The following is a 13,203-nucleotide window of genomic DNA, read 5'->3' on the forward strand; positions in this document are numbered from 1 at the left end:
TCGTCGCCGTTCGGCCGACGCCTCTCGGCTTCGACGAGCATCTCGGCCAATCGCAAAGGATTGTGATCTGCCGACGCTGGCGTTGTCTCGCGCCTACAGCTCGATGAACGGCTGAAAGCCGCCGAAGATCATGCGCTTGCCGTCGAAGGGCATCGTCGCCCAGTCCGCCTTCAAGCGCTCGTCGGCCATCACCTTGGCCATCACAGCGTCGCGGTTCTGCCTGGATGCATAGACGACCCAGGCGAAGATAACGATCTCATCCTCCTTGGCCTGCACGGCGCGCGGAAACGAGGTGAGTTCGCCGTAGGGCACGTCGTCGCCGGTGCATTCGACATAGGCGAGCGCGCCGTGTTCCTTCCAGACGGCGCCGGCCTTTTCAGCCATCTTCTTGTATTGCTCGAGATTTGCCTTTGGCACGGCAAGCACGAAGCCATCGACATAGGACATTGGGGTTCCTTTCTTAGCGACCAACCTTCTCAGGTTCTTGAGAGAAGGCGATGCGAGGTCGAACGAGGATTGCAAGATGCGCCGCTACCTCTCACACGGATTGCCAGCCGAATTGCGAAGGGCTATTCAGGGCGATCCGGCCTCTCAAACTGGGCAGAGGCAGACAAGCCGAGTTTACTTCACCGGCGCATTCATCGCCCAGGCGACGCCGAAGGGGTCCTTCACCTGGCCCCAACGGTCGCCCCAGAACATCACCTGGAGCGGCGTGACGACTTCGCAGCCGGCGTCGACCGCGCGCTTCCACCAGGCGTCGATGTCGTCGCTGCCGAGATGGAGCTGCAGCGTGTAGCCCTGCGCCGCCTGATGCGGATGGCCGTGCTCGGGATAGGCGTCGCCCAGCATCAGCGTCGAGCCGTTGACGTGGAGATGGATATGCATGGTGCGGCCTTGTTCGTCCGGCGGATAGGCAAACACCTCCTCCGCGCCGAAGGCCTTCTTGTAGAATTCGGCGGCCTTGATGGCGCCGTCGACCTGCAAATAGGGGGTCAATCCGCCAAGCACTTTCGCCCGGGGTGGGGTCTGGTCAGTCATCTGCGGGGTCCTCTTCTCGGTTGATTGGCGTTGCGACCATAGGACGGACGAGGCGACACCTATCCTACACGGTCGCGAGGAATTTTTAGAAGGCCTGCGCTGGATGAGCCGGGCAACAACGGTTCGTTAGACCGAAAGGCGCAAAACGAACTTGCATCGGCAGGCTCCAATAAGAGCGCAATTGTCGCGCCGCGAGGGCTGGAGAAGTGGCTAGGCCCGCCGGAGTGCCGGCCGCTCGCTCAACTGGGCGTTTCAGCTACGGAGCGGAAGAACGCCTCCGGGCTGTCGATTTCCATCAGCCGCCGTTTGTCAATCAGCCAGAAGCGGTTGCCGACGGCGCGGATAAAGGAACGGTCGTGAGAGGCGAGCAGACAGCTTGCCTGATGCTTCAGCAATTCTTGTTCCAGCGCTTCCTGGCCGTCGATGTCGAGGTGGTTGGTCGGCTCGTCGAGCAGGTAGAAGTTTGGGTCGGTGAGCCTGAGCGCCAGCATCATCAGCCGCGCCTTCTGCCCTCCAGATAGCGCGCCGATCTTGCGCTCCTGCATCTCGACGGCGACTCCGGCGCCGGCAAGAAGCGAACGGGCGCGTTGCTCGCCGACGTCGAAGGTTCGCGAAAGCATTGCCAGCGGCGTGTCGGCGTCGCCGATGCTCGACAGTGCCTGGTCGCTGTAACCGAGCACCGTCGATGGCGTCACTTTGATGTTCTGCACTGCTCCGGGCTCGACGATGGCGTTGCGGATCATGGCGATGAAGCGCGATTTGCCGACGCCGTTGCGGCCGAGCAGCACGATGCGGTCGTCCTGGCAGATGTGGCGTTTGCCCGTCCTGAACAACAGCGTGCCGTCAGGCATTTCTACCGCCGCATCGTCGAGTGTGATAAGCACTTTGGCGTGGGTGCCGCGGTTCGCCAATCTGATCGCGCCGGCCGAGCGCTCGCGATGTGCCGGGGTGGCTGCATCTTCCAGCTTCTCGGCGCGTTCCTTGAGCTGTTTTGTCTTCACTGTCAGCAGGTCGCTGCCGGAATTGATACCTATGTTGTTGAGCTTGGCGGCCTGGCGACGCAATTGCCGGGCGATCTTCATGTCGCGCTTGAACCTGCGCGCCGTCGAGGCGTCGAGCTCGTCGAGCGCATGTTTGGCGCGAGAATAGGGCAGGGGGAACACCGGCGATTGTTCCGGGCGCAGGAACAGTGTGCGCTTGGTGGTGGCGTCGAGGAAGGCGCGATCGTGGCTGGCGACGATCACCGGCACCTCGCGCGGCAAAGCGTTGAGCCAGCCTTCCAGCTGACTGATCCTGGCAAGGTCGAGATGATTGGTCGGCTCGTCGAGCAAGAGCACGTCCGGATCGGTGACCCAGGCGCGGGCGATCAGCGCCAGCCGCTGCCAACCGCCGCTCAAGGCCCGCATCGGCCGGCCGCGCATTTCCTCGGGCACGCCGAGTGAATCCAGCACCACGTCGACGCGCCAGAGTTCGCTGTCGGGCTGCTCCGGCGGCAAGGCACCGGCGACGACCTGATGGAAGCTGCGGTCGAACAGCGCGCCGGGCACGGACTGCTCAACGCGGCCGACGCGCAGGCCTCTCGACCTGGTGATGTCGCCGGCGGTGGCTTCGACCTCGCCGGCCAGACATTTCAGCAGGGTGGTCTTGCCACGGCCATTGGCGGCGACGATGCCGAGCCGGTCGCCGGAGCCGATGGTGAGGTCGAGGTTGGAAAAGAGCGGCGCACTCATAGTGACGCCGAGCGATCTAAGGCTGATCAGGGCCATGTCGATTTCTCTGGTCTGCCCGGAGAAACTCCGGTTGATGCACTTTGACGGTGTGCCGGCAGGCCATCAGGCCAAACTCGGCGGCACCACGAAGGGCAGACCAAAAATCGAAGCGGGGAAAATCCCGGACCGTCCTGGTCAGCCCTGCAAGCAAGCTCGCAGGGCACAGACAGGGCCGCGCTGACGGTGGTGATCGATAGACACGCAGCCCTCCTTTCCAGACGTTCGAGTTAGGAGGTTGGGTATACCGGGAAGGGGCGAATGGCAAGGGCCATGTCGGCCGGGAACTGGCCGGGTCATAGCTCCCCAAGGAGAGAAGGTGAAGACGCTGTCAGTGCCCTGGGCGCCCCGTCTTGCCGGGCCGGCGTTTCTGTCGACGCTCGTCGGCCGGATCCTCGTGAGAGCCGATGCCGACGCGCTGACGGACAATTGGTTTGTCGTCGCGTTCTTTCGCGCCTCCCTCTGTCCTGCCCGTCCTTCGCTGCGGCTGCGCTGCAGCTCCGGAAGGTGAACCGGACATCTTCCCGATTTGGGGGGAAATCGGCTGGGGATTCGCCGGGACCTTTCCCTCGACGGGCTTTTCCGTGCGGCGCACGGTCATCTCGTCGAGTGAGTTCTTCTTGAACAGCGATTTGCTGGGGTCACCGGGAATGCCGAAGTCGGAGCCGTGCGCCTCGGCGGCCGACTGCTTCTTGAACAACGAGCGCGACACCGCGCCCGCCGGCGTCGGCATGTCGGTGCCAGGCCCCATGTCGTCGATCGAGGGCTTGGCGAAGAGCGGCTTCTTCACCGGCATTGCGCCATCGGCGCCCATCTCGTCGAGATGCGGCTTGCGAAACATGTTGGGCCGGGCAGCCTTCGCCGCCTCTTCGGCGGCGCGTGCTTCGTCGAGCCTGCGGAAACGCTCCTGTTCTTCGGCCGTACGGTGTTTGGCAACGCCCTTGTTGTGCTTGCCCTTCTCACGGCCCGAGGCGGGACTTTGGCCCTCCACCTCGCGCGCCAGCGGGTCGTCGGAGATGGCAAGTTCCATCTCGCGAAGCCGCTTGATCTCGTCGCGGATGCGGGCCGCCTTCTCGAAGTCGAGATTGGCGGCGGCATCACGCATTTGCTTGTCGAGCGCCTCGAGATGGGTCTTGAGGTTGTTGCCGACCATCGCGCCGGCATCGTCGGTGAACTGCGAGATGTCCGCGCGCACATGGTCCTTCTCGTAGACCGAGTCGAGGATGTCGGCGATGCGCGACTTGACCGATTCCGGCGTGATGCCGTTGGCGGCGTTCCACTCCATCTGCTTCTCGCGGCGACGGTTGGTCTCCGCCATCGCGCGCTCCATCGAGCCGGTGATCTGGTCGGCGTAAAGGATGACCTTGCCATCGACGTTGCGGGCGGCGCGGCCGATGGTCTGGATCAGCGAGGTTTCCGAGCGCAGGAACCCTTCCTTGTCGGCGTCGAGGATGGCGACGAAGCCGCATTCGGGGATGTCTAGGCCTTCGCGCAAAAGGTTGATGCCGACCAGCACGTCGAAGGCGCCGAGGCGCAGGTCGCGCAGGATCTCGATACGCTCCAGCGTGTCGATGTCCGAGTGCATGTAGCGGACGCGGATGCCGTTCTCATGCAGATATTCGGTAAGGTCCTCGGCCATGCGCTTGGTGAGGACCGTGACCAGCGTGCGATAACCCTGCCCGGTGGTGTCGCGGATTTCGCCGACGACATCGTCGACCTGGGTCTTGGCCGGACGCACCTCGACCGGCGGGTCGATCAGTCCAGTCGGGCGGATGACCTGCTCGGCGAAGACGCCGCCGGACTGGTCGAGCTCCCAGCCGCCGGGCGTCGCCGAGACCGCGACCGAGAGCGGGCGCATGGCGTCCCATTCCTCGAAGCGCAGCGGGCGATTGTCCATGCAGGAGGGCAGCCGGAAGCCGTACTCGGCCAGCGTCGCCTTGCGGCGAAAGTCGCCGCGATACATGCCGCCGATCTGCGGCACGGTGACGTGACTTTCGTCGATGAAGATCAGTGCGTTGTCCGGCACATATTCGAACAATGTCGGCGGCGGCTCGCCCGGCTGGCGGCCGGTGAGATAGCGCGAATAGTTCTCGATGCCGGCGCAGGAACCGGTCGCTTCCAACATTTCGAGGTCGAAGCGCGTGCGCTGCTCCAACCGCTGCGCTTCCAATAGACGCCCTGCCTTTTCAAGCTCTTGCAGGCGATGTTGCAGTTCCTGCTTGATCGACTTGATAGCCTGATTCAAGGTCGGGCGCGGCGTCACATAGTGCGAGTTGGCGTAGATCTTGACGCTCTTCAGCTCACCGGTCTTCTGGCCGGTCAGCGGATCGAACTCGGTGATCGCCTCGATCTCGTCGCCGAACATCGAGATGCGCCAGGCGCGGTCCTCGAGGTGGGCTGGAAAAATCTCGATCGTGTCGCCGCGCACGCGGAAGGAGCCGCGCACGAAGTTAATGTCCTGTCGCTTGTATTGCTGGGCGACAAGGTCGGCGAGCAGGGCGCGCTGGTCGAGCCTGTCACCGATCTGCATCTGGAAGGTCATCGCCGTATAGGTCTCGACCGAGCCGATACCGTAAATGCAGGAGACCGAGGCGACGATGATGACGTCGTCGCGTTCCAGCAGCGAGCGCGTCGCCGAGTGGCGCATGCGGTCGATCTGCTCGTTGATCGAAGATTCCTTCTCGATGTAGGTGTCGGTGCGCGGAACGTAGGCCTCCGGCTGGTAGTAGTCGTAATAGGAGACGAAATACTCGACCGCGTTCTCGGGAAAGAACTTCTTGAACTCGGCGTAGAGCTGCGCGGCCAGTGTCTTGTTGGGCGCCAGGATCAGCGCGGGGCGCTGCGTCTCCTCGATCACCTTGGCCATGGTGAACGTCTTGCCGGAGCCGGTGACGCCGAGCAGCACCTGGGTGCGGTCGTTCTGGTCGACGCCCTCGACAAGGTCCTTGATCGCGGTCGGCTGGTCGCCGGCCGGCTCGAAGTCCGAAACCATCTTGATGGCGATGCCGCCCTCGGACTTTTCCGGCCGGGCCGGCCGGTGCGGCGTCCAGAGCTGGCCGTCCTTGTGCAGCGGGTTGCCGGATTCGATCAGCGCCGAAAGGGCGGCGACCGTGGCGGTGACGCCGCTGGACGAAACCTGCTCGGCGTCCTCCAGGCTGATATCGAGCCCGGCGACCGGGTTGAGGCCGGCGGCCGCGCGTTCCTTCGCGGAGGCGGCGCCGCCCATCGAAGTGCCGCGCGCGGTGCGCCCGGGGGCAGCGGAGCGTTCGGGGATCTTCTTGGGCGTTTTCGCCTTCGGCTGTTTTTCCGCCTCGCGCTCGATCTGCCCGGCCCAATCGGCGATCGAGCCGGTCAGCGGCGCGCCCGCGAACTCGGCCTGAGGTGCTTCGGAAAAGCCGCCACGTTCCAACGGTTCGGCGGCGTCGAGGAATTCGGTCAGTGGGCTGCGCCGCTTCGGCGTGCCATGATCGTCCGGCGCCTGGGACGGCGTTTTCTTGTCGGGGAGTTTGGCCATGGGCGGAATATGGGAGGACTCGCCCGAAATGGAAAGAGCGGAGTGGTGAGGCAAGCTACCGGCACCGACGCTGCTGACAGAGGGCTGTCAGGAGTGGTGTCGAGCAGCTACGCCACCTTCAATTGAACCACAGCGCGAAAGTCAGGAAGCCGGCGCCGCCGAACTCATGCTGTATCTGATCGAAGTCGTCGCTGGTGAGGATCTTGCCGCTCTCGAGATAAGGCGCGATGGCTGGGCCGGTGATCGACAGAACGAGGTCGAAGGGTTTCGGCTCGTCGAAGAACCGCTTCATGTTGATGCCTTTGCCGGCGATGCGGAAATGCGGCAGCAGCACGCGACCTTCCAGAAGGTCCTCGGCCAAAGTTAAAGTGGCGAGCCATGCCTGCAACTGCTCCTCGCCGACCTCGAGGCCGGTGAGAGGATTGAGGCCCTTCTGCTGCGGACCCGGCAGCCATTCGCGGTCATTGTCCGTTTCAGCGCGGATGGCTTTCCAGTCCTCGCGCGAAAGCCGGATCATCTCCAGGAGATGGCGACGCGCTGCTTGCCGACGCTCCGGCTCGATCACCGGCCAGTTGACGAGATGCACCAGCGAGATGAAGTCAGCGAAGCGCCATTCCGACGAGAAGATGTTGCCGCTCATGCCACCGTCCAGCGGCACGAGCGAATCCTGCAGCGGCAGTCGCGCGCGCGGGAAGAGCATGTGGAAGGAGCCGTCGAAGGCATTGCGGAAGTCATGCGCCAACCAAAAATCGGCCTGGGCCATCAGGAACTCGGCGTAGCCCTGAAGCCAGTAGCCGTCGGCGCGGTCGAACCGGAAAGTGAGTGAAGGGACGGCAGAATCCGGTGTGCCGCCGCGCGACAGGGCAGCCATGATCGCTGCGGCACTCTCATCCGGTGCGATGTTGCCGTCCTCGTCGAGATCGATGCCGACGCGCGTGAGGTCGACCACCATGCCTATGTCGGCATCGCCGGGCACGGAGCCGAGCGTAGCGGCGGATTTCTCCAGCCGGTCGCGGAAGGCAGCCAGGATGGCGCGGAATTGTTCATAAGTCAGCGGCTGCGGGTTGGGATTGTCCGGCACCGGAAGCCGCATCAGCGGCAGCATGAAGGACTGCGGGCTCTCGAAACCGTGGCGGTGAAGGCCACTCGCCAGGATTTCCAGGGCGGTGAAGAATTCGCCGGCGCCGGCGGCATAGGCCGATGCCGGACTGCCAGGAGCTGCAGCCTCCAGCGCGGAAAGAGCGGAGTTCCGCTCGGAAACGGTCTTCGCCTCGAACAGTGTTTTGGCGGCCCCCGGCATTTCCGCAGCGACCGAGGAGATCGGCAAGGAAAAAAACAAGGCGACAACCACCAGGCCGACCGTGCGCGTCATCGTCATTCTCCATTCACAACGCAGCCAACATACACCTGTTTGGCCGTTGATGCCTGTCGGGAGGTGGATCTGCGCCTGGTGTTAACCGAACGCCTGCCCGTGGGACCGCTTCAACCGCTCGGAGGAACCGTCTACACAAGGCAAACGAATGGGCATCGCGTGTCGAACTATCCGCTTTCCTACAAGCTGTCCTGGCTGCCGCGTTTCCTGAAGCCGTCGCTTGGCGGCGACAGGCATGGGTTCGCAGTCTCGTCCGCAATGCTGATCGATCCGCCGCCAGTGCAAAGGGTAAGGCTTGCTTTCATTGGCGACATTTCGGCGGTGGCCAACAGCGGCACGCCGGAATTCGATCCGATGATCTCGGCGCTGCTCGCTTCAGCAGATCTGGTTATCGGCAATTGCGAGAGCCCGATCGTCGAGCGGCCACGAGCGGTCCTGGGCACCAGGCTCGGAGCCCGCCACGCAATGACCGAACGCTTCCTGGCTGATGCGGTTGCGGCTGCTGGGATCGCCCGTGACAAGCTGGTCTTGTCGCTCGCCAACAACCACGCGCTCGACCAGGGAGTCGTCGGCTTCGAAGAGACGGTTGCGGCGCTCGACAGGCTGGGCATCCGCACCATCGGCACCGTCGCGGGCGGACAAGTCCAGCGCCTCGCGGCTGGGCCGCTGTCGATCGGCTTCGCGGCCTTCACGCTCTGGCGCAATGCCGGGGAAGAGGCATTCCAGGGTCGAGTTTCGATGGCGAGCGACCCGGCTGAATGGCCGCGCGAAGCGCTCGCGGAACTCGACCTTGTGTGTGCGGTGCCGCACTGGGGCTGGGAGTTCCGTCACTTTCCCCGGCTAGGCGAGCGGGAACTGGCTAGACGGCTGGCGGGGCATGGCGTCGGCCTGATCGCCGGTCATCACGCCCATGTCGTGCAGCCGATCGAACGGATCGGCCGCAGTCTGGTGGCCTACGGCCTGGGCGATTTCCTCGGCACCGCCTTTGCCAGGCAGCCATGGCCGGGTCGCATCGGCTCGATCCTGGTCGTCGACATCAGCGCCGATGCCGGAACGCGCGGTGCAATCGCCGCCTACCGCATGCATTTCTTCATGCGTCTCCGCGCCGGCGACGATGAAAGGCTGGTTGCGCTGGAAGGGCTGAAGGGGGACTTGAAACGCAAAGCCGAAACGCGCCTTGGCGTGATCTTTCCAGGCCCGCGGTCTTGAATGCAGATCCGCCAGGCATGGCGATTTTCGCGTGAAAAGCCGCTATGATGGCCGTTGTCCGGCAGCGGTTGGGGGGAAGCCATGGAAGCAGCGGATTTCATGCCGAGCGAGGCGGTCATCGCCGGCATCAGGCGCGACATCGAGGCCTATGAGGCGAAGCGGGCCACGGCCTACCGGCAGGTCCGCTGGCGGGTGCCGCTGTTCCTCGGCCTGCTCGTCCTCTTTATCGGCGTTGTCGCCTGGCTTTTCAGCAAGCTAGCCGATCCCAACGAGCGATGGTTCTCGACTCCGCATGTTTTTCTCTATTTCGGCGGGTTCGTAGCGGCGATGCTGCTCTATTTCCAGGCGATGAAGCCGGCAACGCGGCTGCAGCAGTCCTTCCGCGACACGCTCCTGCCGATGATCTTCGGCTTCGTGCGGGAGGTGCGCTACCAGCACGGTGCGCGGCCGAACTCCTTCGACAGGCTGCCGCGCGAGACGGTCGGCGCCTTCAACCGGCAGAGCTTCGACGACACTATATCGGGGCGCTACGAAAATTTTCCGTTTGAGCTTTTCGAGGCAAGGCTGTCGGAAGGATCCGGCAAGAGCGAAAGGACGGTCTTCAAGGGCGTTGTCGTCGCCTTCGAAACCATCGAGCCATTCCCGGGCATGCTGGTGGCGGCGCGCAAGGCCAACAGGGTGGTCGGTTTCTTCCGCGGCATATTCTCGAACAGACTGCAGGAATTGACCTGCGGCGTGCCTGAACTCGACGATGTCTACGAGTTCCGCACCGACAATGTCGAAGCGGCACGGCCTCTGGTCACAGGGCGACTGGCGCAGGCCCTGACCTGGCTTGTCGAGACCTCGCCGCAGGATCAGGCGAGAGTGGCGCTGAACGGCAGCGACGGCTTCCTGTTGATGCCGCGAGCCAAGAACTTTTTCGAACTGCCGGATATTTCGATGCCGATCGACTACAACACGCATGTCGCGCCGATGATTGCCGACCTCGGCACGATGCTGGCGACGGCAGCGCTGGTGCGCAAGATCGGAGCGCGGGACGAGCAGATCGGATAAAGCGCCAGTTCAGCAGTCGAAGCCGAATTTGCTGCGCATATAGTCCGCCTCGTCTTCCGACATCCTCTTGAGCATCACGCAGACGGTGAAGCTGCCGACCTGGTGGCCCGCCTTTGTGTATCCCCAGTCGGAGATGTCATTCCTGGTGAATTCAATGATCTGGCCGAGCACCACGGTGTGGACCTCGGCGGGCTGGTTCGACAAGATTCCGACGAAGCCGGTTTCGGTGCGGCGGAAGGGCACGACCCAGAAATGTTCGGTGACGTTGCCGTCCTTGATCTTGACCTTCAGCTTGAAGCGCGAGGTGCCCGGCGGCGGCGCGTCGGCGAGGGCCAGGAACTCGTCCAGGCTGGCAAGCGCCTTTTGCGTGGCCGCCGCCATTTCCGGATCGCCGGGGGCAAAGATTGTGACGTGATCGTCACTCGCATCGGTGGCCTGCGCCCCGGCCGGCTGCGAGGCAAACACCCACAGCAGGCACAGTACGGCACGAACGGCAAATCTCATGAAACGGTCCCCCTCCCGGATGCGCGGATCATCCAGCATCGAGCCGGAATTTTCAACCGAAGCGAAGCTTCATGCCAATGATGGCGATCACGAACAGGAAGGTGATGCCGTTGGCCAGAATGACCGGCCACGACGCAATCATCACGCCGTATAGCGTCCACAGGAAGACGCCGGTGGCGATGGAGCCGGTGGCAAAGAGCGAAATGTCGCCCGCCCGCCGCTCGCGTGCGACCTTGGCGACCTGCGGAATCCAGCCAAGCGTGGTGATGAGCGCGGCCAGCGCACCGATGAATTCAATTGCGGGATGCAAAGCGGGAAACTTTCGATAAGCACGATTGTGCTGCGCAGCATATGCCAGAGCGGGCGAGTCCTGGAAAGGACTTCGTTCGGCTGGACCAACGAAGGGTTCGTTGGTTCTAGGCGCCTATAGCCCACTCGGCAGCAGCCCGGCCAGCCAGTTCGCCGAGCGCTTCGCCATGTCTACCGTCGCCGAGGCGGCGCGACCGAGATCGGTCTTGACCACTGCGTAGCCGGCTTTGGTGCGGTAGAGCACGGCGCTGCCGCCGTCGAGCGCAGCCTCGAAGGCAACCGGTCGCGCGGCTTCGGTCTCGCTGGCCGTCACCGTCGCTCCGAGGGGCACGCTTGGGCGATGGCTGAGTTCTGGCGGCAATGGAGCGGTGGTCTCGACGGTGCTGTCGACCGGCTTCAGCTCCGGTCCCGATGCTTTCGCGGCGAGTTCGGAGGACGATGCCGAGCCCTTGGTGCGGCAGATGCCCGAAACCAGCGGATAACCGAAGTTGCGCTGGTGCAGCATCTGGCTCTTCATCGCCGCCTCGCAGTCGGCGATCGTCGCCCATTTGGCTGGCGTCTCGCCAATAAATTCGCAGAGCTTGGCGTCGCAGTCGCAACCGACAATGGTCATTGCGACAAGGGCGGTCTTGATCACGGTCCTGTCCCTTCGGATTCCTTCGCGACGATCAATGGCCGTCGAACAAGGCGGGATTTGGCCGCGATTATGAATTGTGCATGACGGCGCGGTGCTCGGCCTCCGACTGTTGCACGATAGCATCGGCAGCAGCCCAACCGCTAAGGATGCAGGGCGTGAAACAGCGAGAGATCACGGACCGGGCAGGACCGAAAGACAGTCGGCGCTGGGATCTCTCCCAGCGCCTCCCTGTCAGATCAGGATCCGGTCTCGGCAGCAACTCCCGAAAGATGTCGCGCCAGGCCAGCCTTGATTTTGACGGCCCTGCCAGTCGCCACCCAGGGCGGCGCCCGTTCCAGACCACGCCGAACTCCACTCTCGCGAGCTTCGCTCAGCGCGCCATCGAAGGTTTCACCGCCTTCATGGCAGCATCGGTCCGCCGTCGGCGTTCGCACGCTTTCCGCGGCCCCGTATGCATCCATCCCTCCAACAGGCGAACCTGCTCTTGATCAGGGCCATACGGGCCTCAGGAAATCCGCCTTGCGCTTTGCCTTTCGGCGGGGCGTCAGGTAGCCGCCTGAGATGGGTTGAATGTACGCCGGGTAAGGGCCTTGCGGAATGCCCGCGAAGCTGTGGATAGCGGGATTATCGGGGACCATCGTGAACAAGTCCACCGACTCAAGCTCCGAACCGCTTGGCCAGCCTGCTCTCGTTATTCTGCGGCCCCTGGACACTGGAGCCTTGCCCTCCCAGCCGGCCCGCGTTTCAATGCCGGCAAAGGAATTGCCGGGGCCGCTCCAGGCTCTTGATGATGCATGTCGCTGATCCAAACCGCCGTACGGTTTCGAGCGACACTGCTTCGGGGAGGTGCGTTTGAAGGTCGGAGTGGTTCTCAATCCGATTGCCGGGGGCGGCAGGCTCAAACACCATTGGCCGGAGGCGGCTGCATCGCTCAACAGGCATTTCGGCGAATTCGATCTGCGCGAGACACAGACCAGCGGCGATGCGGAACGGCTGGCGATCGACCTCGCGGCCAATGGCTGCGAACTGGTGATCGCGGCAGGCGGCGACGGCACAGCCAGCGAGGTTGCCGACGGCCTGCTGCAGGTCAAGCAGGAGAGCGGGCGCACGAGCGCGCTCGCGCTCCTGCCCTGCGGCACGGGGATCGATTTCGCGCGAGGGCTCGGCTTGCCGCGCGGCATCGACGCCACGCTGAAGCACATTGCGGAGGCCGACACGCGAAAAGTCGATGCCGGGCGCGTCTGCTATATCGATGATCACGGCGCGCTGGCCAGCCGCCACTTCATCAACATCGCCAGCCTCGGCCTCTCCGGCGCGACGGACCGCGCGGTCAACGCTGACAAACGCAAGGGCAGGGTCTCAGCCAAGGCGCTGTTCTTCTGGCGCACGGTGCTGGAGTTCATGCGCTACCGCTTTCAGAATGTCAGGATCACCATCGATGACGGCGATGCGGTCGAGGCGCGCATGGCGCTGGTGGCGGTAGCCAACGGAAAGTTCTTCGGCGGCGGCATGATGATCGCGCCGGACGCCGACCTCTCCGACGGAGAGTTCGACATCGTGATCGTTCGGGCGGCGAACAAGCTGGGGCTGATCCGGGACATTCGCCTGCTCTATGGCGGCCGTCATCGCAACCATCCTGCGATCGCCATATTGCGTGGCCGCAAGGTGCTGGTGGAACCGGTGGGCGATGCCGAGAAGAACGGCGCCCTGGTCGACATAGACGGCGAGTCGCCGGGGCGGATCCCGGCAACCTTCGAGATCCTGCCCGGGGCGCTGACGCTGAGATGTTGAATCAACTCCC

11 protein-coding genes are annotated in these 13,203 nt (G+C 63.8%); 3 read left to right on the top strand and 8 right to left on the bottom strand.

The features are described 5' to 3' along the window. Positions 1-93: 93 nt before the first annotated feature. The 5 genes from EJ074_RS24175 to EJ074_RS24195 form a co-directional block, all read right to left on the bottom strand. Positions 94-447, bottom strand: a complete 354-nt coding sequence (locus EJ074_RS24175; RefSeq protein ID WP_095806959.1) for a DUF1428 family protein — start codon at positions 445-447, stop codon at positions 94-96. Between the two features lie 174 nt (positions 448-621). Next, positions 622-1,038, bottom strand: a complete 417-nt coding sequence (locus EJ074_RS24180; protein WP_095806958.1) for a glyoxalase/bleomycin resistance/extradiol dioxygenase family protein — start codon at positions 1,036-1,038, stop codon at positions 622-624. Between the two features lie 239 nt (positions 1,039-1,277). Continuing rightward, on the bottom strand, positions 1,278-2,804 hold the full coding sequence (locus EJ074_RS24185) for an ABC-F family ATP-binding cassette domain-containing protein (protein WP_095806957.1): 1,527 nt from the start codon (positions 2,802-2,804) through the stop codon (positions 1,278-1,280). Between the two features lie 331 nt (positions 2,805-3,135). Further along, a complete protein-coding gene (uvrB, locus tag EJ074_RS24190) occupies positions 3,136-6,318 on the bottom strand; it encodes an excinuclease ABC subunit UvrB (RefSeq protein WP_095806956.1) in 3,183 nt (1,060 codons plus the stop codon). A gap of 118 nt (positions 6,319-6,436) precedes the next feature. Next, positions 6,437-7,690, bottom strand: a complete 1,254-nt coding sequence (locus EJ074_RS24195) for a hypothetical protein (protein ID WP_095807041.1) — start codon at positions 7,688-7,690, stop codon at positions 6,437-6,439. A gap of 159 nt (positions 7,691-7,849) precedes the next feature. On the opposite strand from EJ074_RS24195, the gene EJ074_RS24200 reads away from it, so the two are divergent. Both EJ074_RS24200 and EJ074_RS24205 read left to right on the top strand, forming a co-directional pair. Then, entirely contained in the window at positions 7,850-8,899 is a 1,050-nt protein-coding gene (locus EJ074_RS24200) for a CapA family protein (protein ID WP_095806955.1), read from the top strand. Between the two features lie 81 nt (positions 8,900-8,980). After that, on the top strand, positions 8,981-9,952 hold the full coding sequence (locus EJ074_RS24205; protein ID WP_129553839.1) for a DUF3137 domain-containing protein: 972 nt from the start codon (positions 8,981-8,983) through the stop codon (positions 9,950-9,952). Positions 9,953-9,961: 9 nt separating this feature from the next. Here the strand turns inward: EJ074_RS24205 and EJ074_RS24210 are convergent, their stop codons facing one another. The 3 genes from EJ074_RS24210 to EJ074_RS24220 form a co-directional block, all read right to left on the bottom strand. Then, the gene (locus EJ074_RS24210) at positions 9,962-10,456 is read right to left on the bottom strand and encodes a DUF2314 domain-containing protein (protein WP_095807040.1); all 495 of its coding nucleotides are present in this window, start codon (positions 10,454-10,456) and stop codon (positions 9,962-9,964) included. A gap of 52 nt (positions 10,457-10,508) precedes the next feature. Then, entirely contained in the window at positions 10,509-10,766 is a 258-nt protein-coding gene (locus EJ074_RS24215) for a SemiSWEET transporter (protein WP_095806953.1), read from the bottom strand. Positions 10,767-10,880: 114 nt separating this feature from the next. Beyond that, complete coding sequence (locus EJ074_RS24220; RefSeq protein WP_095806952.1) at positions 10,881-11,402, bottom strand: hypothetical protein; 522 nt, start codon at positions 11,400-11,402, stop codon at positions 10,881-10,883. A gap of 852 nt (positions 11,403-12,254) precedes the next feature. Here EJ074_RS24220 and EJ074_RS24225 point away from each other — a divergent pair. After that, positions 12,255-13,193 (top strand): diacylglycerol kinase family protein, encoded by a 939-nt coding sequence (locus EJ074_RS24225; protein ID WP_095806951.1) that lies wholly within the window; start codon positions 12,255-12,257, stop codon positions 13,191-13,193. The last annotated feature ends 10 nt before the right edge of the window (positions 13,194-13,203 follow it).

Source organism: Mesorhizobium sp. M3A.F.Ca.ET.080.04.2.1 (genome assembly GCF_003952525.1).
In the GTDB taxonomy this organism is placed as follows: domain Bacteria; phylum Pseudomonadota; class Alphaproteobacteria; order Rhizobiales; family Rhizobiaceae; genus Mesorhizobium.